This is a genomic window from Dyadobacter sp. Leaf189, assembly GCF_001424405.1.
In the GTDB taxonomy this organism is placed as follows: Bacteria; Bacteroidota; Bacteroidia; order Cytophagales; family Spirosomataceae; genus Dyadobacter.
This window is the reverse complement of sequence record NZ_LMPS01000005.1, coordinates 363,572-386,200: the sequence shown is the minus strand read 5'-3', so window position 1 is coordinate 386,200 and position 22,629 is coordinate 363,572. Positions and strand designations below refer to the sequence as shown.

General features: G+C 45.9%; 16 protein-coding genes. 7 read left to right on the top strand and 9 right to left on the bottom strand.

Annotated features, from left to right (window positions below; translation table 11 throughout):
* Nucleotides 1–56 precede the first annotated feature (56 nt).
* Complete coding sequence (gene nhaA, locus ASG33_RS15985) at nt 57–1,373, top strand: Na+/H+ antiporter NhaA (protein ID WP_056287378.1); 1,317 nt, start codon at nt 57–59, stop codon at nt 1,371–1,373.
* Nucleotides 1,374–1,404: 31 nt separating this feature from the next.
* Here nhaA and ASG33_RS15980 read toward each other — a convergent pair whose 3' ends face one another.
* The 3 genes from ASG33_RS15980 to mgtA form a co-directional block, all read right to left on the bottom strand.
* The gene (locus ASG33_RS15980; protein ID WP_056287376.1) at nt 1,405–2,082 is read right to left on the bottom strand and encodes a TrkA family potassium uptake protein; all 678 of its coding nucleotides are present in this window, start codon (nt 2,080–2,082) and stop codon (nt 1,405–1,407) included.
* A gap of 6 nt (nt 2,083–2,088) precedes the next feature.
* The gene (locus ASG33_RS15975; RefSeq protein ID WP_162242753.1) at nt 2,089–3,861 is read right to left on the bottom strand and encodes a TrkH family potassium uptake protein; all 1,773 of its coding nucleotides are present in this window, start codon (nt 3,859–3,861) and stop codon (nt 2,089–2,091) included.
* 181 nt (nt 3,862–4,042) lie between these two features.
* Nucleotides 4,043–6,556, bottom strand: coding sequence for a magnesium-translocating P-type ATPase (gene mgtA / locus ASG33_RS15970; RefSeq protein WP_056287374.1), 2,514 nt, complete (start codon nt 6,554–6,556; stop codon nt 4,043–4,045).
* A gap of 239 nt (nt 6,557–6,795) precedes the next feature.
* Between mgtA and ASG33_RS15965 the strand changes: the two genes are divergently transcribed.
* Nucleotides 6,796–7,641, top strand: coding sequence for a universal stress protein (locus ASG33_RS15965; protein WP_056287371.1), 846 nt, complete (start codon nt 6,796–6,798; stop codon nt 7,639–7,641).
* A gap of 151 nt (nt 7,642–7,792) precedes the next feature.
* On the opposite strand, the gene ASG33_RS15960 is transcribed toward ASG33_RS15965, so the two are convergent.
* The 4 genes from ASG33_RS15960 to ASG33_RS15945 all read right to left on the bottom strand — a co-directional run bounded on the left by ASG33_RS15960 (nt 7,793) and on the right by ASG33_RS15945 (nt 13,757).
* Nucleotides 7,793–8,692 (bottom strand): DUF4249 domain-containing protein, encoded by a 900-nt coding sequence (locus ASG33_RS15960; protein WP_056287369.1) that lies wholly within the window; start codon nt 8,690–8,692, stop codon nt 7,793–7,795.
* Nucleotides 8,692–11,034, bottom strand: coding sequence for a TonB-dependent receptor (locus ASG33_RS15955; RefSeq protein WP_162242752.1), 2,343 nt, complete (start codon nt 11,032–11,034; stop codon nt 8,692–8,694). Before ASG33_RS15955 ends, ASG33_RS15960 begins: the two co-directional genes overlap by 1 nt.
* 65 nt (nt 11,035–11,099) lie before the next feature.
* The gene (locus ASG33_RS15950) at nt 11,100–12,086 is read right to left on the bottom strand and encodes a hypothetical protein (protein WP_056287365.1); all 987 of its coding nucleotides are present in this window, start codon (nt 12,084–12,086) and stop codon (nt 11,100–11,102) included.
* 441 nt (nt 12,087–12,527) lie between these two features.
* The gene (locus tag ASG33_RS15945; protein WP_056287364.1) at nt 12,528–13,757 is read right to left on the bottom strand and encodes an exo-beta-N-acetylmuramidase NamZ domain-containing protein; all 1,230 of its coding nucleotides are present in this window, start codon (nt 13,755–13,757) and stop codon (nt 12,528–12,530) included.
* Nucleotides 13,758–14,061: 304 nt separating this feature from the next.
* On the opposite strand from ASG33_RS15945, the gene ASG33_RS15940 reads away from it, so the two are divergent.
* Nucleotides 14,062–15,678 carry an ATP-binding protein gene (locus ASG33_RS15940; protein WP_056287362.1) on the top strand — a complete coding sequence of 539 codons (1,617 nt, stop codon included), beginning with the start codon at nt 14,062–14,064 and terminating at the stop codon, nt 15,676–15,678.
* A gap of 156 nt (nt 15,679–15,834) precedes the next feature.
* On the top strand, nt 15,835–16,137 hold the full coding sequence (locus ASG33_RS15935; RefSeq protein WP_056287361.1) for a hypothetical protein: 303 nt from the start codon (nt 15,835–15,837) through the stop codon (nt 16,135–16,137).
* 123 nt (nt 16,138–16,260) lie between these two features.
* Here the strand turns inward: ASG33_RS15935 and ASG33_RS15930 are convergent, their stop codons facing one another.
* Together ASG33_RS15930 and ASG33_RS15925 are read right to left on the bottom strand one after the other, a co-directional pair.
* Nucleotides 16,261–16,902 (bottom strand): T9SS type A sorting domain-containing protein, encoded by a 642-nt coding sequence (locus tag ASG33_RS15930; RefSeq protein ID WP_082489262.1) that lies wholly within the window; start codon nt 16,900–16,902, stop codon nt 16,261–16,263.
* Nucleotides 16,903–16,997: 95 nt separating this feature from the next.
* The gene (locus ASG33_RS15925; protein WP_082489261.1) at nt 16,998–20,528 is read right to left on the bottom strand and encodes a PAS domain S-box protein; all 3,531 of its coding nucleotides are present in this window, start codon (nt 20,526–20,528) and stop codon (nt 16,998–17,000) included.
* Nucleotides 20,529–20,845: 317 nt separating this feature from the next.
* On the opposite strand from ASG33_RS15925, the gene ASG33_RS15920 reads away from it, so the two are divergent.
* The 3 genes from ASG33_RS15920 to ASG33_RS25590 all read left to right on the top strand — a co-directional run bounded on the left by ASG33_RS15920 (nt 20,846) and on the right by ASG33_RS25590 (nt 22,507).
* Nucleotides 20,846–21,790, top strand: coding sequence for a hypothetical protein (locus tag ASG33_RS15920; protein ID WP_056287357.1), 945 nt, complete (start codon nt 20,846–20,848; stop codon nt 21,788–21,790).
* Between the two features lie 86 nt (nt 21,791–21,876).
* Entirely contained in the window at nt 21,877–22,107 is a 231-nt protein-coding gene (locus ASG33_RS25890) for a hypothetical protein (protein ID WP_056287356.1), read from the top strand.
* Entirely contained in the window at nt 22,073–22,507 is a 435-nt protein-coding gene (locus ASG33_RS25590) for a putative toxin-antitoxin system toxin component, PIN family (protein WP_162242751.1), read from the top strand. Before ASG33_RS25890 ends, ASG33_RS25590 begins: the two co-directional genes overlap by 35 nt.
* Nucleotides 22,508–22,629: the final 122 nt, after the last annotated feature.

Below are 22,629 nucleotides of genomic sequence, written 5' to 3'. Positions count from 1 at the left end.
TAAAATGCATTTAGACCTATATTTGCCAAAAACAGCATTACACTTACCTCATCCACATGGCCAGAACCCCCATCGATCGCGTCATCCAACCTGTCAGCAAGTTCATCCACCAGGAATATACCAGTGGCATTGTGCTGTTTCTATGTGTCGTTGCAGCGCTGATCTGGGTCAATTCGCCATTTGGAGCGTCTTACCACCACGTTTGGGAAACGAGCCTTTCGGTTGGTTTTAATGGAAGCTTGTTTGATCATCCGCTGCACATCTGGATCAATGACGGGCTGATGGCGATCTTCTTTTTCGTGATCGGGCTGGAATTGAAGCGGGAGTTTATGGCTGGGGAATTATCGAGTGCAAAAAAGGCAGCATTGCCCATGGTGGCTGCGCTGGGCGGGATGCTGGTGCCTGCGGGCATCTATTATGCATTCAATTACGGCACGGAATCAGCAGGCGGCTGGGGAATCCCGATGGCGACGGACATTGCATTTGCGCTGGGCTTGCTCTCGCTTTCAGGCAAGCACATTCCGCCTTCAGTAAAGGTTTTTTTATCGGCACTGGCCGTGGCGGATGATTTGGGTGCGGTGCTGGTGATCGCGTTTTTCTATACTGCACACATCGATTTTAGCTATCTGATGTTCGGTTTCGGATTGCTTGTATTGCTGCTGGCTGGCAATTTGCTGGGTATCCGCAGCACGCTTTTTTACCTGCTGGTAGGCATCGCGGTTTGGGCTTGTTTTCTGTTTTCGGGCGTTCACGCGACCATTGCGGGTGTGCTGGTGGCGTTTACGATTCTCGCACGCACCAAGATCAATGAATTGGAATATATAGAGCAGATCGACGAACAATCCAGAGCATTTGAAGTGGCGATTCCGCTGCACGGACCGCTGATGACATCTGACCAGCACCACATTATTGAAGAAATAAAGAGGATCAGCATCGACGCACAAACGCCCCTGCAAAAGATCGAATATGCCTTACACCCCTGGGTGGCTTTCCTGATCATGCCGCTCTTTGCCATCGCCAATTCGGGTATGCACATCGGCAGCGACTTTTTTTCCGCGCTCATTAATCCGGTCAGTTTCGGCGTCATGTTCGGACTGGTAATCGGCAAGCTGGTCGGCGTTTTTGGGTTTACCTGGCTGATGGTCCGCCTCGGCATTGCCGACCTGCCGCGACTCGTAAACTGGAAGCACATTTTCGGAGTAGCATTGCTCGCCGGTGTCGGATTTACGATGTCATTATTTGTTACAAACCTCGCATTCGCCGATGAGCTGCACATTGATGCGGCCAAGTATGGTATCCTGCTTGCCTCGGTTGTTTCAGGCACGGCCGGAATTGTCTATTTGCGCACCACGTCCAAGCCGGTATTAAGTTAAAGTAAGATCTGATAATGTAAGTGCTGCCCAGTTAATGCATCAGCCGCTCAATGTCTTCGAGCTCGCCAAACAGCACCAGCACCTCATTCTCGCGCAAAACCGTATCAGGTGTGGCAATACCGGAGGCACGTTTGAAAATTTTGGCCAGCCCTCCTTCTGAACCTTTGGATAAGGTGAGCACTGTCAGCACGATCACATTGTAACGCTTGGTCAGGTCGGCTTCGGCGAGCGTCATGCCAATGTAGCGTTCAGGGACTTTGGTTTCGATAATGCTATATTTTTCGGAGATCTTAAAAGAATCTACAATGCCCGAGTTATCAAGCCGCATGGCCAGACGCTCGGCCGATTCCTCTTCCGGCACCACGTATTCTTCAATCTGCATGGCTTCCAATACAGTCCGCTGCAAGTCCGACACTACCCTTCCGATGATCTTTTTTACATTAAGCTGTTTGAGCAGCGCAGTTGTAAGCAGCGATGAAGCTTCGTCTTCCCCGATGGCAACAACCACCGCGTCGCAATCTTTGAGCGGCAGCGAACTGACTGCATTTTTATCCGTACAATCCATACACACTGTGTGCGTGATCTGTTCTTTCAGCTGCGAGACTTTCTGCATGTTCTTATCGACGCCAATGGTTTCGTGGCCGAGTTCGGTCAGTCTGGTTGCAAGCGCCTTGCCGAAATTTCCTAGTCCTAAAATGATGTATTTCATAGTGTTTTAAAGATTAACCTGCTCTGGCGGAAGGTGATAATTTTGCGGCTTTGCTTTTTTGATCAATGCAATCAAAAGCGTCATCGATCCTACCCGTCCCACGAACATGGTCACGATGATCACCAGTTTGCCTGCATTGCTCAGGTTTGGCGTAATGCCCAGACTGAGCCCGGTGGTCGTAAATGCTGAAAAGCTCTCAAATGCGAGTGAAAGCAATGTTTTTTCGGGATCGGTGATGGTGAGCGTAAACACAGACACGCCCAGAAAAACCAGCGAAAGGCTGATGATCCCGAATGCACGTGCAAGCGAATCTTCGGAAACCATTCGTCCCAGCACTTCAATGCGATCACGTCCCCTTGCCAACCGAACAATGTTCAAAGCCGCAATGGCAAATGTAGTAACCTTAATACCGCCACCCGTTGAACCTGGCGCCGCACCGATCCACATCAACAGCAAAATGAGCATGATCGTAGAAAATGCCAGGCCCTCCATAGGCACGGTGTTGAACCCGGATGAGCGCGGACTGGTGCCGATAAAAAGTGCGGTTACCATCTTGCCCGTCAGCGTTTCATGGTCTTGCAGCGTATGATTGTATTCGAGGATAAATGACAATGCAAATCCCACCAGGATCAGCCAGAAAGTGGTATAAGCAATGATCTTTGAATTAAATGCAACAACGACCAGGCGGTGCTTGATAGGCCGGCCGTGAAATACCTTGCGATAAACATTTAAAACACCTCTTTTCAGGAAATCATATATGTTAAAAATAACAGCAAACCCCAGCCCACCCAAGACGTAAAGGAGGATAATACCGAGCTGAAAAGCATAATTAAACCGGATCGCCGGGTGATGCAGCCCGTGCTCGAAAGTAGAAAAGCCAGCATTACAGAAGGCGGTGATCGCATGAAAAACAGTAGCGTACAACCGCTCGCCTTCACCAGGGAATAGGCTGCTATCCAGGGTGAAAAAGATCACAATCCCACCGATAATTTCAAACAGAAAAGTAACGAAGACAATCTTGTAAAGACTCGAAATTACTGTGCTGACTTTGTTTTCACCCAGCAGTTCGGTGAACATCAGTTGATTTTTATACGAGAATCCACCCGAAAAAAAGTAGCCAAAAAATCCCGTAAAGGTCATAATACCCAGCCCGCCAACCTGTACGAGAATCAGCAGTACCGTTTGTCCAAACCGGGTCAGGTCGGCAGTAATGTCAATGCCCGAAAGTCCGGTAATGCACACGCCGCTGGTTGCCAGGAACAATGCATCGATGAAACTGAGCTGTTGCTGATACGTGGATTTAGGGAGTAAAAGCAGGGCGGTCCCGATCAGGATCAGCAGCAGGAAACTGATCACAAACAGCAATGTAGGGTTGAAATAAAACTGATCAAAAAACAGTGTTTGCTTCGAGATCTCCACCACCAGCAATGCAAATATCCCCAAATACATCCATTCGGGCTTGACAAGGTGCGTCCCGGCTGCACCAGCAAAGTGATAATTATCGATCAGCGTTACAGCCAGGAAATAAAAGCACAAGATCGCCTCACTGACCCTGGATGTTATGGTGGACCGGCTTTTGAATGCAGTAACGGTTTTGAGGATCAATGCCAGCGTAAAAAAGTAGAAGCACCACTCCAGGCCCCTGTTCACAAAGCGTTCGATCACTTCGTCGCGATTGTAACCAATGTGAAAGATCACTGTGAGGGCACAGATCACGCTCATTATGAGTATGACCTTATCCATCGATTTTCTCAGAAAAAGGATAGATTCGCTGGTCATGGAATGTTTGCTGTGATAATCATGTCTGGCTGCTTTTCCCGGGATAGTAGGCTTGGTATTTTTGCAAAATAACAATGCCCGTGCTATTCCCAAGATTTTCAGGCAAACTATCCCTGACATTAGTCAGATCACCCAGTTCCGGATAAGCAAATGCGAATGGTTAGCTACATCGGCCAAAACGTTAAACGGCTTTGTTGAATTTAAAGAACCACACCTTTAACCAGTCGGCGGTGAGCATGTACGCTGTCAGGATACCGAGTAAAATCAACACCTGCTTTCCTGCAACAGCTGTCAGCCCAAGCGAAGAGGAGACGGGAGACCAGGGAAGGTAAATGGTCAAGATCAACGCAGTAACCGTGATAGCTAATAGCAGGTTGCCCGGCTTACTTTTGAAAAAAGATACATTCGTACGGATTACCAGCAAAATCAACAACTCGGTAATCACCGATTCAAGGAACCAGCCTGTACGAAAAGCAGCCCCTGTCAGGTGAAAATGAAAATACAAGACATAGAACGTCAAAAAATCAAACAGGGAACTATGCAGCCCAAATACGATCATAAAATTCCGGATCAGTTTCATGTTCCAGCGACCGGGCGAAGCAAGCTGCTGATCATCTACGTTATCGGATGCAATTGCCAGCGCAGGCAAGTCTGTGATGAAGTTTGTAAGCAAAATCTGCTTGGGCAGCATTGGCAGAAAAGGCAGTAAAAGTGAAGCCGCAGCAACACTGAACATATTCCCGAATGTGGCACCTGTTGTGATGAAAATGTATTTCATCGAGTTTACAAATGATTTTCTTCCCTCCTGGATCCCATCCGCCAATACGGAAAGATCTTTTTCCAGCAGAACAAAATCAGCCGCTTGTTTAGCAGCGTCCACGGCATTACTCGTTGAAATACCTGCATCAGCTGCATTAATCGCTGCCACATCATTGATCCCGTCGCCGATATAGGCCACAACCTGTTTGGCCGCTTGCAGTGCTTTCACAATCCGGACCTTCTGATGAGGCTCTATTTCTGAAAACACATCTGTTTTGAGTACCCTGTTCAGAAGCGCTTCCGGCGACATTTGGTTCAGCTCGTCCCCCGTCAGTATCTGGGGCTGGCTGATGCCAAGTTGCTGCGCGATATGCGCCGCCGCATAACGGTTGTCTCCGGTAATGATCTTGAATTGCACCTGCATTGCTCTAAGCCTCTCAATAGAAGCGAGGCTGGATTCTTTCAACGGATCTTCCAACAGCAGATACCCCATGAATGTCATAGCTCTTTCATCATCGCGGGTCATTTTATTTCCTCCAAACACCTTTGACGCAATGCCGAGCACACGGTAGCCTTCTTTGGAAAAATCTTGGAAACGATCATTGATATTGCGTCGCATCTGTTCGTCAAGAGGCTGTAACTCCCCTGTTTCTGACTTCACAAATTCACAAACTTCAAGAATATTAGCCAGAGCCCCTTTGCTGATAATGGTTGCCTTTTCTTCAAAGCCCACCAGAATACTCAGCCTTTTCCGGATAAAATCGTAAGGTATTTCTCCGAGCCTGACATAACCGTGTTTATCGATATCCAGCGCGCAGATCGCCTCATCTACCGGGTTTGTAAAGCCTTGCTGCATGGATGCATTCAAAAACGCAAACAACCGGACCTGCTCATCCGATCTACCGTATACGTCGACAAAATCCTTGGCGACTACCGTGCCCTCTGTGATGGTTCCGGTTTTGTCCGAGCATAAAACCCCTACCTCGCCAAAATTGAAAATGGATGAAAGCTTTTTAACAATCACTTTCTTTTTCATCATTCTTTGCGCTCCGGAGGCCATTGCCACAGTCATAATAGCCGGAAGCAACTCTGGCGCCATTCCGATTGCCAGGGCGAGGGAAAACAGCAGTGAATCCAGAAGGGGTTTGTGGAAATAAATATTAATTGCAAAAATGATCAGCGTCAAACCCGCCGTGATCTGCAACAGGAAATAACCAAATTGTTTGATGCCCCTTTCGAACGCTGTCTCCTGTGTATCTGAAAGGCTGGCGGCTATTTTCCCAAAAATGGTTTCCGATCCGGTATAAACTGCTACTGCTGACGCGGTCCCGCTGACGACATTGGTACCTTGCCAGAGGCAGTTCAAGGTTTTCGCCAGAGGAGCGTCCTCGTCGGATATGCCCTCCATTTTTTCTGCGGGGTAACTTTCACCGGTAAGACTGCTTTCATTCACATGAAGCTCATTGCTTTCGATAATCCGGCAGTCTGCGGGAATAATGTCACCGGCTTTAAGGCGAAGAATATCTCCTGGCACAATTTCATCTGTATTGACCATTTGCTCAGCCCCATTGCGGACAACAAGGCTTTTGATTTCGATCATTTGCCGAAGTTTCTCAACTGCTTTTCCCGCGTGAAGCTCCTGCCAGAAACTCAGCAAGCCCGTGATGATAAGGATAAAAAAGATGATCAAAGTATCCGAAACTTCTCCAAAGAAGGCCGAAAGCATGACGGCAATCACAAGCAAGAGCACCAGCGGACTGGTAAATTGCCTGATAAATATTTTCAGGCTTTGTTTAAACTCCGAGTCGCCGACAGTTTTCTTTAAACTTTCCTTTTGCCGCTCCCTGACAAGCTCATCCTTCAAACCTTGTTCATTACTGCTAAGTAGTTCAAGAACATTGCTTAATGGCAGGCTGCGGATATTGTTTACGTACATGATTTGCAGAACATTTAAATATTGGCATGCAAGATTTAAATGCAAAGGTCATCAAGGTATAAGGCTGCATATATGATTTTGGTCAGCTAAGAATATGAGCTGAAAACGGGCAAAATAACGGGATTGAGTGATCAAAATCATAATCTGGACTAAGCCCCGTCAAAGCATTAAAGTCCACGATTCCGTTATTTTATTTTTGAAAATGGACTGGCTCCGCAACTAACCAAAAACATGATGTTATGAAAAATATTCTGGTTCCCTGTGACTTTTCGAAAGCCTCTGAGCAGGCACTTCGATTTGCTGTTGAAATTGCGGCTATTAGCCAGGGAGAAGTAACCGTTCTACACGTCATCAACCTGACTCCCAATTACATTGAGACCCTTGAAACAAATCCTTATTATGTTGATTCAATGTCAATTCTTGCTGAACTGAAACGACAGGCCGCTGCTGATTTTGATGAATTAAGGCAGAAGGTAGATACCGGAAATGTTCCTGTGAAACTCGCTATTGAACAAGGTCTGTTCAATCACGCCATTTTGAAATCTATTCACCAGCAGAATGCTGACCTTGTTGTAATGGCAACAAAAGGTGCCAGCGGGCTCAGCGAAATGCTCATTGGCTCCAATACTGAGAAAATTGTCCGAAGCGCTCCGGTTCCTGTTTTCGCCATTCACAAAAACCAGAAAGTACAGCAAATCAAAAACATCATTTTTCCTACCAACATCGAATTGAATCAAAGCGGCTTGCTGGAAAAAGTGAAAGCATTGCAAACGTTTTTCAATGCGAGACTTCATTTACTTCATGTGAAAACCCCTGAATCCAAACAGAAGGACCAGGAACTGAAAATGGCATTGACAAACTTTGCGCGGTTTTACGAATTAGATAACTACCTGGCAGTGGTGAAACAAGCCAAAACAGAGGAAGAAGGAATTCTAAAATATGCGCGGCAAGTCGAATTCTCAATGATCGCGATGCATACGCACGGGCATACCGGCCTGACACACCTGATCCTTGGCAGCATTGCGGAAAACATCGTAAACCACTGCCCCGAAGCCGTCTGGACCTACACTGCGCACGAGGCCTAGATTTCCCAGGTTTGCTGGACAAACAGTTTCTCAGGAACATCTTATTCAACCTGCGAAGCCAGATTGTGATATATGCTATGCGTTTCAATTTGCTTTATAATAGCTGGCGCCGCAAATATTCACATTGAATTTCTGCGGATATTAGATCCGATTACTTCTTCAGGATGAATTCCTTCGTAATTTCATTATAGCCGGTAAAAATTCCGTAGCCCCCAGTAATGTTTGTATATCTTGGAAAAGGTGGCATAAAAGCCGTAATAAGTTCAGATTCGGTATAATAGGTTTTGCAAAATTCATAATAGCTTTTACTGATCTGTCTCGTGGATACTGTAACTTTATCCAGCGCAGTCCAGTCAACTTCCTTGCCAAATTGATCATTCAGCTCTACCCCTTTTCTCAATATTATCTTCCCGTTTTCAGCACATAAATCTGATAACACGATGTTGGACCGGTAACGGAATTGGCAGGGGTCTTCGAAATCATCCATCGGCCTGTCCAGGTCGAATATGCTCGTTCCAAATGTATCCTTGCCAATGCTCCTTTTAACGATTACCATATAATAGTTCTCTTCATTTAGGTGGTCCTGTATACTGATGATCAACTCTTTAGAGGGTGTTCCCGGGTTGAATTTCGAATCGATCGATCGGCCGAATTCATAATTGATAACAACCGGCGCAGTCGGCATCATTTCCAGAGCCGTTGAAGCCGGCGGCAACCCGGGTGCTTCTACTTCGATTCTGTATCGGCTCCCTGACAGCCATTTGCGACCGGAGCCGGACATGTAGATACCTTTACTATGGTACTTGAGTGTTTCCAGGAAGCCGTGCTCATCGAACAATCCGACCGTCGCGTTTGCAATCCCCTCAATGTAAGTAGATTTATCGGTTGGCGGATAGGTTTTCTGTACCTCTATCCGCACAGTATCGGTGGTGTTTACCTGACCGAAAAGCACCAGTTTGTCGCCTTCATAAGGCAGCTGCAGGTTGACACCCCGTTCTTTGCAACCGACCAGGATCAAAAATGACAACAAAATAATAATCAGCTGTTTCATCAAAATGTAACTGTATGACTAAAATAAGGTAGGAACGGAAGTACGCCGACCTTGTTAACGGATCCAACAAAACCGGTAAATGGCTGAGAAGGAGCGGGTCTATTTGAAGGCTGAAGATTAACAGTCAAATAATAGGGATTTAGCCTATTGTAAAGATTATAGACACCCAGTGTCATGCGGCCGCGCCGTTTAAGATCAAAGCTGGCGCTGAAATCGAGTCGGTGATAGGCAGGTAGCCTGACACTGTTCCTGTCCCCGTAAATGAATTCCGGATAACTGGGATTAATCTGCCCTTCGTCGAATTCTTTGTACACCGCTATGGGCACAGTTACCGGCGCTCCTGACTGGTATACCCACGCTGCGGAAAAAGTGGTATTTGTAATAGGGCCGGTATAGCTTCCGACAAGCGAGATTACGTGCCGGCGGTCAAAATTAGAAGGATACCATGTCCCTCCGTTGATCTTATCGAAGCGCCGCTCATTTCTGGACAGGGAATAGCCAACCCATCCAGTAAAATCTCCTTTGGTCTTGTTGATGAACACTTCTATCCCGCGTATCCTGCCCACCCCGTTTTGTTCAATAAGGCTTTGCCAGGATCTGTTGAAGCTCATCAGGAAACTGCTGTTAGCAGAATAGTCTATCAGGTTGGATAACGATTTGGTATAGGCGTCAATGCTGACTTCTATCTGGCTTCCGACCGTTTTAGAAATACCTGCCGTATATTGTTCGGAGGAAGAAGGTTTGATATGTTCGGTTGCGGGCACCCACACATCGTTGGGCAGGCCAACGCTATTGCTGGTCAGCAAATGAATGTATTGGTTCATCCTGGAATAGGCGCCTTTTAACGCAAAATCTCCCGGCAAGATAAAATTCACAGTAGCCCTGGGCTCGAAGTTTTGATAGTTTTTTGTGTTGACATGCATATTTACCACCCTTCCGCCCACATTGGTCTTCAACCATTTGCCAACAGCTAGTTCATATTCCAAAAACGCCGCAGCTTCATTTGTAGAAACGGACGCATTCATCTTTGACAGTGAATCAGCAGGAAGCGCAATGCTAGTCTTGACCGACATCGGCCTGTACCTGTACAGCGAAGCCTGCACCCCGGCGCGGAGCGTGTGACCGGATCCCGGAAACCATTCGATCGAAGTCTTGTTGGTCAGGTCATTCACAATGGAGGCTGATTTGATAAAGCTCGTCTCGTCCCACTTCCGCCCGTCCTTTTCAAAGCTTTTTGTAGAAATTCCATAATGGTACCTGGAAAAAGACAGGATGCTTTTGAGGAACAGTTTGGGCCGGATCACATAATTATACCTCGTTGTCGCCGTTGTGTTTCCCCACGTAAGGCCCATTCTGCCGCGGTTATCGTCAGACCTTTCTCCGGCAGAATAGAAGTCGTTACCATGGTACAGACTGAGAAATACCTGGCTTTTAGGATTCAGCTGATAGTTGATTTTTGCATTCAAATCATAGAGCCAGTAGTTGAAATAGTTGGCCGATTTTCCGGCTTTGTATAACAGGTATTTTGGGAGCAGAAACAAGGTAAGATAGGATGTTCTTGCCGCGATTAGGTAGCTGGATTTGCCGTAATGTTTTTCCTTCATCGACAGCGGGCCTTCCCAAAGCATCCGGGAGCTGACCAACCCGATGGTGCGTTCGGTTTTTCGCTCCATTTTGTTCCCTTCCTTCATCGAAATATCGAAGATTGACGAAAGTCTGCCGCCATAACGAGCCGGGAAGCCGCCTTTGTACATTTCGACGTTCTTGACGGCATCGGTATTGAATATTGATACAAGCCCAAACAGGTGGGCGGTATTATAAACGGGCGCGTCATCGAGCAATATTAGGTTCTGGTCCGGCGTGCCGCCTCGTACCAACAGACCTGTCGTTCCCTCATTGCCGGTGGTGACGCCCGGGGTAAGCGCTAGGGCTTTTACGATATCGGCCTCACCAAACAGGATCGGAACAGCCTTTAACCTATTTACGGGGATGCTCAGGTACCCGACACTGGATTGGGAAAGGGTGCTCTTGGCTTTGACCAACACTTCGTCGAGTTTGAAGCTGGCAGGGGACAGACGGATGTTCAGCGTGGTGTCGGTAGTCGTATGAAGATCGAGAGTCAGAGATTCATAGCCTACGCAAGAGACGTCCAGCCTGGAACTACCCGAAGGCGATGTCAGGATAAAATACCCGTAAGTATTTGAAACCGTCCCTGACGATTTTCCGTCGTTTCGGACACTCGCGCCTATAACAGCTTCCCCAGTCTCCGCATCAGTAACATGACCATTGAGGATGACATTCTGGGAAAAACAAAATGTCGAGTTAAGAAGAAAAACAATCAAAAATAATCTGTGAACGTGTCCGGTAATCTGTATCACCGGGCACGTTCTAATCAAAACTGCAAGAATTAGCGCGTTTCTGTACATGCATGAAATTGTCCATCAGTACCAATCCCGCTTGCTGTTACCGAAGCTGTTGCCCGGTAATTATTCCCCCAACCGTTGGCCGTTGCAATTTCATCTTCATTATAAGCAACAACTTCGGTCAAAGTTCCCGGAAAATACCCACCATTGTCATCCAGGTAAGCTACGTTACCATTTATCCTTAACTCACTTGTCTCACTATTATGCCATACGAACGCTGTCCTTTTCCTATGCTGAGCAATCATTATCACCGAATTAAACTTACCACTGAAATCGGCAGTCCAATTACCCGACGGGTTGACGGAAGTTGAGCCTATTAAAATAAAAATTCCCTTAAACCTATATTTAGTGTCGTATGTACTGGTACATGATTTATCTAAATCCAAAACGCCGTTTTCTCGCAGATTTTTAGATTCCTTAGTAATTATCTGATTCGCTATTTTGAGATGATTACTATTCTCGTTTGGAGATTTAAAAACCTTTTGAATTTTTGCCTCATTATAGGAGTCGATTTTTATCAACCTATCCTTTTGCAGTTTAAATGCATCTTTACCGATTAACAGCAATCCCTCGTGATTGAAGAGCCTTGCCATAATAGGGTGATCTGTAACTGCTGCCGCTTCTTTTTCGCCGTTTTCCATCCTTATCTGTAGTACATTCTCATACCCCTTGATCGAATTCTGTTGAGCGATTTTTTCAAAGTCTGTGTCTTTCAGGTTATCGTATGCGGATTTCATCGAAGTGAATCCCTTATGCTGACTCTCCCATGCAACTAAATACTCGTTGTCTTGATTTTTCATCAATTCGTCGAACACTTTGTCAAAATGGGCTTGATTTTCAAAGGTTAAACGCCCCGACTTAACTTCTATTGTTTCCAATTTGTCTACTACTGGATGTTCATCCTTGGAACAACCTTGAAACAAGCCGCAAAAAAATGCTAAAGCTAGCACCTTAGTACAAGTGGTTTTCATACGTTTTTGAAGTTTAAATTGTGAAAGGATATGATAATTTTTTTGACGTCTCTTAATGATGTATTCGACTGGTGATTTGCTTGAATGGATCGTTCAACCCGTGTTTGTGGAATTGAATAGTGCGTAGGAGCAACTACAACTGTGCGATGTTTAACTTGGAAGAAAGGTACTTCAACATTAAGCTCCCTTTAAAAAAAAATCGACCATTAAGGACGGACATTCGACGAACGCAACATCGGCTTCGATGAAAGCTATGGCTGCATTGATGAAGCGAGATCGAAAAGCACGCGAAGTACTTACAATTCAAAGAGGTACCCGTTGTTTTCTAAACCTGAATGATGGAATGATAATGAATTGTTCCGGGCTTCGCGCCGGCGTTCCTGAGCATGATGCGACAGGAAAGTGAAGTATGGGGAATTTACCGCGACGTTAATCTACTCATTACGGATATAGAAGATACTTCATCCGGATTGCCTTAAACTTCTGCAATCCGGGCTCCCAGCTTTTCCTGATATCGGCTTCCGGGACGCCTGCGATGATCTGTTTTCTTAACTGATCGGTGCCAATGCGCAGATCGAATGCTGATATGTCCTGGTTCGCTCTTCCGGGAGTAAAGAAGTGAGCTTTGTCAGGATAGGCATTGTATAGTTCAATTAACCAGGAAAGATTGATCTGGCGGCTGTTGCGAAGTTTTTCAATATCAAAATCACGGAGGTCCAAGCCGTAACAAACCGAGTCTTTGTGATTGGGGCGTTCGCTCATTCCGGGAATACTTACAGGTTTGTATGAGAATGGATACTTGCCTTTCAGTGCGGGCGCTCCCAAAACAGTAAACGGCATATGAGTCCCCCGCCCTTCATTGATCGCAGTTCCTTCAAACATGCATAAGCTAGGGAAAAGCATTACGGCTTGCCGTGTATTTAAATTCGGAGAGGGATTGACCGGTGGTACATAGGGCATGTCGTGATTATAATTGGCAACCTTGATGACCTGTATTTTACACGGCTCATTCAGATATCCTTCCCCATTCAGGTATTGGGCAAATTCACCGATCGTCATGCCGTGCGTCATGGGGATATAGTGGATCCCGATCGCTGATTTGAATTTATCATCGGTCATCACAGGTCCGTCAATTACATATGCATTGGGATTAGGCCTGTCTAGAATGAGTAGTTCTTTCTTGTTTTCGGCACAGGCTTCCATTACATATTCCAGCGTATTGATATTGGTATAGTAGCGACAGCCCACATCCTGAATATCAAAGACCATCAGGTCGACATCCGCCAGCTGCTCTTTTGTTGGTTTCTGATTTTTACCATATAATGATATGATTGGGATTCCGGTCTTCGCATCGACCTCATTGCTTACCGCAGCCCCATTACTGGCATTACCTCTGAAACCGTGCTCAGGTCCAAATACCTTTACAATGTTAATTCCAAGGCTCAGTAAGCTGTCCACACTGCTTATTGAACCGATCAGCGAGCTCTGATTGGCCACCATACCAATGCGTTTTCCTTTCAGATATGGTAGGTATCTCTCAGTTTGATCCGCACCTGTAATGATTCCCTGCTTACCGGATTTACCATGGCTTGGCAATGCCAGTTGTGCGGTACATGCAGTGCTTCTGATTACCAGGGCCGTGAAGAAGAGAATAGAAATATATTTGATCATCTATACAGGACTATCATTTCGCATTACCATTAACGTTTGGTAAGATATCAAAAAGTCAGCATTTAAAGCTCCACCAAACGCCACCCACAAACTTAATATGGCGTTAATGCGCCCGGGAACAATAATTTTAGTAGTATACAACTTAAAGTTGTATACTGTGGTTAACATGCCGGAATTACTCAACCTTTTAGAGAAAAAGTATCCCAATTACTGGAGTCAGCGAGACGACATTACTGACATCAGGACAAGAACACTGGAGTTTTTACTTATTGCTTATTGCGTTTTGGGTATATGTTTATCCGTCATGCATTATTTTGAACACAAACTGCTCCTGATCGAGGTTGTGCTATTCTTTGTAAGCTTGTCCCTGCTTGCTGTGGTAATGCTTCGCAAAGGTGTACCCATGCAAAAGGTGGCACATTTCGCATTGGTCAGCCTGAGTGTCGCCATTATTTCAACCTCCCTGCTTTTCGAGCCAGGAAACCATGTTGCTACGCTTCAATACATTTTCGTCCTGCTGAGTGCAAGTTTTTACCTTTTGGGCGCCAGGTGGGGACTGATCTATTCCGTTACCAATGTTGTGGTTACCTGCGGGATCATGCTCGGTCAAGCTTATCATTTTGTACCGGTTGTCGATCATCCATTCTCTGTGGAGCCTCCTACCCTGTTTTTCGGTGTGATTTACAATTGCGCAATGCTCCTCTACATTCATTTCCGCTATTTCAAGGATTCTGAATTGTCAGATGCGAAGGAAAAGGTTCTTTTGGGAGAATTAAAGGTCGCGGCAGCAGACGCGCATGACATGGCGGATTATAAGTCCAATTTTCTGATGATGATTTCACATGAGATCCGTACTCCACTGCACGCCATTGTCGGAGGCATTGATATCTTCATGACCGAAAATCCTCAGGCGCGTCGCGACCAGTCGCTTGAATCGATCAGACTTTCTGCCGCTGTACTCGACTCGGTCGTAGAAGATGTTTTAAATCTCAATGAACTTGAAGTAAGCAAGATAACACTGCGAAAGGAACAGTTCAAACCACTTTCCATTGTTACGGACATTGGTCAGGTTCTTCGTGCACAAGCGGCCAGGAAGCATCTTTCTTTAAACATCACCAGTTCGCCCGAGCTGTCTGACTTGTCGGTGATTGGAGATCCGGTACGTCTTTCACAAATCCTGATGAACCTGACCAGCAATTCCATCCGATATACCGAAGCTGGCCGGATCGAGATCGATATCAGCACCAGGCGAAGCAGCGATACAATGGTAAATATCACCTTCAAAGTGTCCGATACCGGAATCGGCATTCCTGAGGAATTCAAAGCTGATATTTTCGAGCCCTTTAAGATAATCCAGTCAACTTCCCGTAAGCAGTACCACGGCACAGGATTTGGCTTACCGCTTGTTAAAAAACTCGTAGGCCTGTTAGGTGGAGTAATTGAATTCGACAGTGTGGAAGGGGTCGGCACCTCATTTTATTTTACTGTCGCTTACCCTTTGCCCGGCGTTACAATGCAGCGAGGCGCAGACCCGGTCGGCAAATCGGAGCCATTGAAATTGAATGTACTGGTTGCAGAAGACGACAAGATGAACATCTTGGTCCTTTCTCATTCGCTCAAAAAGTGGAATCTCAATTTCGATATTGCAGAGAATGGATTATTGGCTGTGGAATTAATGAAAAGCAAACATTATGATGTTGTACTAATGGACATCAACATGCCTGTCATGGACGGAGTTGAGGCAAGCCGGCAAATCCGTGCGCTCGATAGCCCCAAAAGCAAGGTAGCTATCATTGCCCTGACGGCGGCCAACAAAAAGATGTTTGAATTCAGCGACGACCTGGCACTCTTTGACGACTGGATGTCCAAGCCTTTCCAACCTGAGTTGTTGTATTCAAGGCTACTACAATTAGTTACATAGCAAGAACTTAGGGCACAAATTATCAAAGCCGCCCCGGCTCAACAAGCAAGATTATATCCTGAATTTAAGGCTATAATAACTTCATCTGAGTAGTTAATAATAGCCTCGAACTTACTAGATTTACGAACTAGTTTTACACGATATACCCTCCTTGAAATGATTAAGCTTTTTATCGCGCTCGGTGCACTCGCACTTTGCTGCTGTACCGGATCGGAAAAGCCTATTGACAATGATACTGTCCTTCTTACCGACAGTATCGGCTTATACGCTCAACCACCTTTCTCTCCAAATACGAAGGTAACTCACCTCTTGTCTGATATACCGAAATCAATGGATTCTGTGTTAAACAGGCTATCACCCCGGGAACGGAAGCTGTATATCAAGCACATGACCAAATTTTACAATGACCTCGAAGAAACAAGCAAAAATGCATATGTAAGTGCCTCTCCCAGAAAATAGCTGTCAGGTTAAAAGCCCACGAGCGTGGACGGATTCATTCATTAAATACTAAAACAAAACCCTGCAAATTGTTGATGTGCAGGGTTTTGTTTGCTTTCGAAGAGCAGTAAAAGCTTTTTCAGTTCAATGTCTTTCGACTAGCAACTTTCGGGTGAAGGAGGAGCTGTCTTTCTTGACTACTTTAACAACATACGACCCGTCAGGTACATTGTTGAGCCTGATACCATCACTTGAAATCATGGAAGTCACAAAAATAGATCGACCGGTGAGCGTGAAGACTTCGATACTCGCCGCATCACTTGTAGTTTGATGATCTAACGAGAGCAAACCTGCGTTAGGATTCGGGAACAGCCTACCGTGAGTTGGACTGGAAATCTTGATCTGTTTGATGTCGCTATAAGCAAAGCTCCCATCGTTATCGACCATTTTTAGCCGGTAGTAATTGCTTCCGCTTACCGGCTTATCGTGAAAAAACTCGTAAGGGCGGCCGATCGAACTTTCCCCTGCACTGGTAACAGTCCCGAATGATAACCAGCCCTTTCCATCAGCACTATGCTGCATCTCAAAATACTTGCTGTTAATCTCTTCACTTGTTTTCCAGATTAGCCTGATTCCATTTTCTTCACTCCGAACATCAAATGAGATAAGTGACACCGGCAGAGATGGTGATTGCTCCTGACTTGTTGCTAAAATCCCTTCTGGGCCTTGGGCTCTTGCAGCAAAAAATAACGAACAAAGAACTGAGGTAAGGTAAAGTGTACGCATTAGATAGTATTTAGATGATTTAATCCCACAAACTACTACATAATTCCAACTAGTTCTAATAAACTTACTAACCGGAAAATAGTGAATGCGATATTTTACTTATCAGCCTGCGCAATTACACCTTCAATCAAAATAATAGCCTTAACAACAGCAGCTTGCAGATTCTCAAAAATGCTGGTAAATACCTGAGGATCGTCTTGCTGAACATGTTCCAATTCTGCTGACAGGCGATTTACATTTGGTAAGCATGCGTAACCCGCTATCCCTTTCAGTTTATGCGCGACAAACTTGCCGGATGGAAGATTTCGAGCTCTTACATGCTCTTCCAGTTCTTTCATAGTGGTTAAAAGCGAAGTTCTGGTCACGATCAGGTATTCCTGAACAAAATCTTTATCACCCAGAAATATTTCTGTCAATCGGTCGAGATCAAAATCGGCGGGTTGTTCAGCGGTAACATTGCCGGACTGGTATGCCGGACTGCTCACAGCCGCGGCCGCTGTACCGTTCAGCTGTTCGGATAGAACCTGTCTGAGAGCCTGCTCATTAATGGGTTTGGTCAAATATGCACTCATCCCTGCCAGGACACTTTTCTCCCGGTCCTCTATAAAACTACCCGCGCTGAGTGCGATAATCGGAAGTTGACCGGCTCCTGCCAGTTTTCTGATCTGCCTGGTCGCCTCGTATCCGTCCATTTCCGGCATTTGAATATCCATCAGGATCAGGTCCGGCATGCTGGTGGTACAAATGCCAAGAGCTTGTGCCCCATCTCTGGCTTGTGAAATAATGGAATTTGGTAAAAGCCTTTTCACCAGGATGTTTGTCAGGAAAAGGTTGGCATCGTTATCGTCGGCAATCAGCACCTGCAGCTTCGCACCGGAAACTGGTGTGGGCAATTTTGTTTTTTGCTCAAAAACAGAAGCGATTGTTTTCCTGGAAACCCTGTTAACAAAACCAACGATATCGTCAATCTTAACCGGCTTGCTCAGATGTTCCATGATACTCAGGCGGTTTACCGCTTCATTGACAAGTACATCGTCTGCAGAACTGTGCAGAAGCAGGATTGGCAACTTACCCGGATCAAGCTGCTCCCGCACCTGCTCTATCATCTCAATTCCATCCATCTCTGGCATGTGAAAATCAACCACCGCCGCATCATAATTGCGTGTTCTGAGCAGTTCCAAACCCTCTTCACCGGACGGAGCGGAATCCGTGCTGATGTGAAACAGATCGAAAATAGAAGCCAGGATCATCCGGTTATGCTCATTGTCATCGACAATCAGCACATGGCGGACTTCTTCCACTTTTTCAAATGCAAATGGGTGAGAATCGTCGATCTTCACCTCAATATCGAACGAAAAAGTACTTCCCTGGCCAACTTGGCTGCTCAGTTGCAGGCGGCTTCCCATCATTCCCAGCAGCCGGTTGGAAATTGTCAGGCCCAATCCTGTTCCGCCGTACTTCTTGGCCACGCTTCCGTCTTCCTGGGCGAAGGCTGAAAATATTTTCTCCATTCTATCCGCCCTGATGCCGATACCGGTGTCCCTGACCGAAAACCGGATTGCCTGATGCATAGGTCCGGCCAGTCCAACCGGGGTAACACTTAGTTCGATTTCGCCGCGGTCCGTAAATTTGGCCGCATTGCTGAGCAGATTTAGCAGAACCTGTTTCAATCTGATCTCATCCACCCAGGCAAACCTCGGCAGCGAAGGCGCCAGATTGAGAAGGAATTCAACGCCTTTTTTCTGAATGGAGTAAGAAACGATATCAGTTGCCTGTGACACAACTTCAATCAGGTCGCACCTCGCGATGTCCAGTTCCAGCTTTCCCGCTTCGATCTTCGAGAAATCAAGAATGTCATTGATCACCGCCATTAATGCGGCTGCCGACTGGTTGACGATGTTGAGATACTGGCTTTGCAGCGCGGATATTTCCGTTTTTAGAAGTAGATCAGTAAAACCTATGATTCCATTCAGCGGCGTACGGATTTCATGGCTCATGCTTGCTAAAAACTCCGATTTGGCTACACTTGCCTGCTCGGCAGCCAGCTTCGCAGCATTGAGCTCCTGTCGTTGCGCTACATCGGAGGTTACGTCGCTTGTGAACATCATAATCCCGCCTATCTGGTTATCATGTAAAAACCAGGGTCTTACCTCCCAGCTCAGGTATTGATCATGATCCCATCCGGGTGGTCGCCAGCATTCTTCGTGACTTTTTACAATCTCGCCTTTTAGACAGCGCTGGTGAATTGCCCGCCATTGCTCGCTGATATTCGGGAATACTTCATAATGTGACCGGCCCATTACCTGTTGATTTTCCAGACGGTAATCTTCAATCCATTTCTGGCTGGTGGCCAGGTAACAGATATTGGTATCGAACATAGCCACTGCCGCCGGCGCGTGTGTGACAAAAGCCGACAGCCTTGCTTTTTCCAGTAACAACTCATTTTGGGTTGTCTGAATTTCGGTCATATCCGTCGCAATACCCAGGTAACCAGCTATTTCACCATCCTCCGAGCGGATCACAGTCACTGTCAGGTTGACGGGTATCAGAGACCCGTCCTTTCTTTTGTAAGTCCAGTCGCGCACGTCAGAACCATGCCGTTCGGCGTGGTGTACAAATGTGCGGAAACCTGAAATGGGAATGTTGTATTCACCGGAAAGCTGCACAGCCCTGTGTTCGAGCTCATTCCCGAGATGGACCAATTCCGGTGAGTGAATGCCGACGAGTTCTTCGGCTTTGTAGCCCAGCATGTTCTCCGCACCCTTGTTAAAAATGGTGATCGTTCCCTGCGGGTCCGTTGCTATAATGCTGATTTTCGAGGCTGAATCGAGTACATCCTGCAGCAGTTTACGCGATCTGGAAATTTCCATCTCCCGTTTTTTTCTTTCATTGATATCCTGAAAAGTACCGAAAAGCCTGACACACTTTCCATTCACAAATTCAGTCTTGCCGATAGACCTTACCCATAAGTGGTTACCTTTCGCTGTGATCAACTCCAGCTCCACATCATATCCCTTCCCTTCAGTGATGGCGTCGTGCACGCAAGCCTGGATGAGCTCTTTGCTGTAACCCTCTTTGTAAAAGGAAAGTCCCTTTTCAATATCAGGGGCAAAATCCGGCCCAACTTCATGAATTTCCCTGGTGACCTCCGTCCAGAAAACTCTGTTGTTCTTTAAATGCACTTCCCAGCCGCCTACCCTGGCAGTCTTGTTTGTTTCTGCCAACAGCTCCTGCAGTCTCTCCATCTGCACGGCCATTCTATGCGAGTCTGTGATATCGACGGCATTGCCGATCACAACGTCCTCCTGGCCCTGCTGACGGATCAGGTTGTTCCGGTACCGCCATACCATTTGTCTGCCATTTTTATGCAGGATGGGCATAACGCCTTCGGCATACCGGTTCTGGTGAACCCTCTGAAGATAATCCTCGAAAGCAGGTCCGGAACCTTTTGGCATCAGATCTACCAACAGCTTACCTTCCAGCTGGCTGGGCTCGTAGCCCAGGCTTTCTGCACCTGAGGGATTGACAGACAGCAAAACACCCTTGCTATCGTGCATACACATCAGGTCGTGAGAATGCTCAAAGAAGAGCTGGTAAAAGTCTGAAATCGATTGTTTATCTGGCATTAGTGGGAGGGCGAGATCGTGTACTGTATTCGGGCGTCAGCGCAAATGTTAATGTGCAAAAATTTCAGGAATATTCGTTGCGATCAGCGCAATCCTGTTTGTGATTTATAATGCAATTTACGCGTTCCCACAAGCAATATCAATCTATTTCTACAAGGCGATCGAATTTCGTTAAAGATTCGAGCGCAAGTTTGAACGCGGCGAGCGGTTCCTCATTCATGGGCAGTAATCGCTGGATGGAAGAAAAAGTGCTAAATTGGCGTGAACATCGCAGTCAGTTTATTGACCTGCTACAACTCTCGCTACTATATTAAAATATGATGATTCTCCGGCTTGCATTCTCGCTTATCCTGCTTCTGGCAACCCGCATTGCTTACGCGCAGAATGTGATTAACAACGTTTCCACACCAGAACATTTGCCCGTTACCGGAACAAAAGTGAGTCTTGTACCGCCGAAAGGTTTTGAAAAGGCCGAGAATTTCCTCGGCTTCCAGCAAACCCAGAGCGGATCAAGTATCCTCGTAATGAGCATTCCCGCACAGTTTGAAAAACTTCGGGCAGGATTAACAAAGGAAGCATTTCTCTCTAAGGGTGTCGAGATCAGCAGCATTGAACCACTCACGCTGAATGGTATGCCCGCCGCTTTCCTGACCGGCACACAAAGTGCGTATGGAAACGTGTACGCCAAATTAATTCTCTGTTTCGGCAAAGACGATGAGAGCGTGATGATCAATGGAGCTTACCCGCAAGATTTACCGGAAGTTGGAAAACAGATTAAGGAAGCAATTCTCGGCGCATATTTTGATGCCGGGAAAAAAGTCAATCCTTTTGAAACAGTTGATTTCGAAATCAGCACCACAGGAAGCAAGCTGGTTTTCGCCAAGAATGTAGCGAATGCGCTGGTTTATAATATGGACGGAAAAGTACCGACCCAGTCCACAGACAAAACATCTTTCATTCTCTCAAAGTCTATGTCCAGACTGGACATTCCAGACAAGAAGCTTTTCTGTTTAGGCCGGGCCAGACAACTATACCCTGAGCTCAGCGTAGATTCGGTGAATGCGGTAATCATTGATGGAATCGAAGGCTATGAATTGAGCGGTATTGCCAAAAACAAAAACACGGGTCAGGAGGAGCAAGTTTACCAGGCTGTCCTGTTTAGCGACAATATGTACTATATAATAATCGGCTCTTCAAACAACGATTTCGCAAATAACCTGCAAACGTTTAAATCGATAACGAAGTCATTTAAGCGTAAATAAATTTCGGCATTGCATCAGTTCGAATCTTTCATAAACCGCATCAGGCTTTCAGGTAAAATGATTAAATTGTTTTAAAATTGAGAAAAATGAGCGCAAGTAATGCAATGACACAGACTGAATTCATAAAGACCTTTGAAACCTTTCCGGCAAGGGCGCGTTTGGCTATTGCTAAAAAGATTCAGGATCGCATGATTGATCAACTCTTCGAAGAACTCGACGCAGAGCTTCCCGATGTCGAAATGTCTGCCCAGGAGATTCAAGACGAAATCAATGCGTACCGGAATGAAAAGAAACAAAAAGCGCAGCATCGTCCTTGATGCTAATTGGTACGTATCTGCCTGTATCAGTCGAAAATCCCGACGATTTCTATATTATAATATCTTCAAAAACCCAGACTTTCAGGTTTTCTATTCCGCTGAGTTAATGGCTGAGTTCAGTCACGTAATCGAACGGCCAAAATTCTCAAAATACATCACACACAAGCAGGTAAACCGCTTCAAGCTCATCGCATTGAAGTTTCTGAAAAGAACAAAAGTCGGGATAATACCTGAACTGGTTCGCGATGTGGATGATAATTACCTGCTGGGTATTTGCGGAAACTGCAAAGCTGATTTCCTGATAACCGGTGATCAGGATTTATTGGTTTTGAAGGAATATCAAAAAACAAGAATTTTAACAATGGCATTGTTCATGCAAATTGTGCAAGACGCATTGTAGGTTTCTACATTGCCTCCGTAACACAAAGCTTCCCTAACCTAAACCCGGCATCAATTCAACCCGCATAACTAACATTTCATAGCTGATTCCAAGCATTTGAAATAACTCAGTATTTACCCGAA

What these genes read in the sequence shown, in the direction of transcription:
- ASG33_RS15960 (WP_056287369.1), bottom strand. Translation starts at nt 8,692, where the DNA reads ATGAAACAGCTGATTATTATTTTGTTGTCATTTTTGATCCTGGTCGGT.
- ASG33_RS15920 (WP_056287357.1), top strand. Translation starts at nt 20,846, where the DNA reads ATGATGATTCTCCGGCTTGCATTCTCGCTTATCCTGCTTCTGGCAACC.
- ASG33_RS15975 (WP_162242753.1), bottom strand. Translation starts at nt 3,861, where the DNA reads ATGACCAGCGAATCTATCCTTTTTCTGAGAAAATCGATGGATAAGGTC.
- ASG33_RS25890 (WP_056287356.1), top strand. Translation starts at nt 21,877, where the DNA reads ATGAGCGCAAGTAATGCAATGACACAGACTGAATTCATAAAGACCTTT.
- ASG33_RS15980 (WP_056287376.1), bottom strand. Translation starts at nt 2,082, where the DNA reads ATGAAATACATCATTTTAGGACTAGGAAATTTCGGCAAGGCGCTTGCA.
- nhaA (WP_056287378.1), top strand. Translation starts at nt 57, where the DNA reads ATGGCCAGAACCCCCATCGATCGCGTCATCCAACCTGTCAGCAAGTTC.
- mgtA (WP_056287374.1), bottom strand. Translation starts at nt 6,556, where the DNA reads ATGTACGTAAACAATATCCGCAGCCTGCCATTAAGCAATGTTCTTGAA.
- ASG33_RS15950 (WP_056287365.1), bottom strand. Translation starts at nt 12,086, where the DNA reads ATGAAAACCACTTGTACTAAGGTGCTAGCTTTAGCATTTTTTTGCGGC.
- ASG33_RS15965 (WP_056287371.1), top strand. Translation starts at nt 6,796, where the DNA reads ATGAAAAATATTCTGGTTCCCTGTGACTTTTCGAAAGCCTCTGAGCAG.
- ASG33_RS15940 (WP_056287362.1), top strand. Translation starts at nt 14,062, where the DNA reads ATGCATTATTTTGAACACAAACTGCTCCTGATCGAGGTTGTGCTATTC.
- ASG33_RS25590 (WP_162242751.1), top strand. Translation starts at nt 22,073, where the DNA reads ATGAAAAGAAACAAAAAGCGCAGCATCGTCCTTGATGCTAATTGGTAC.
- ASG33_RS15925 (WP_082489261.1), bottom strand. Translation starts at nt 20,528, where the DNA reads ATGCCAGATAAACAATCGATTTCAGACTTTTACCAGCTCTTCTTTGAG.
- ASG33_RS15945 (WP_056287364.1), bottom strand. Translation starts at nt 13,757, where the DNA reads ATGATCAAATATATTTCTATTCTCTTCTTCACGGCCCTGGTAATCAGA.
- ASG33_RS15935 (WP_056287361.1), top strand. Translation starts at nt 15,835, where the DNA reads ATGATTAAGCTTTTTATCGCGCTCGGTGCACTCGCACTTTGCTGCTGT.
- ASG33_RS15930 (WP_082489262.1), bottom strand. Translation starts at nt 16,902, where the DNA reads ATGCGTACACTTTACCTTACCTCAGTTCTTTGTTCGTTATTTTTTGCT.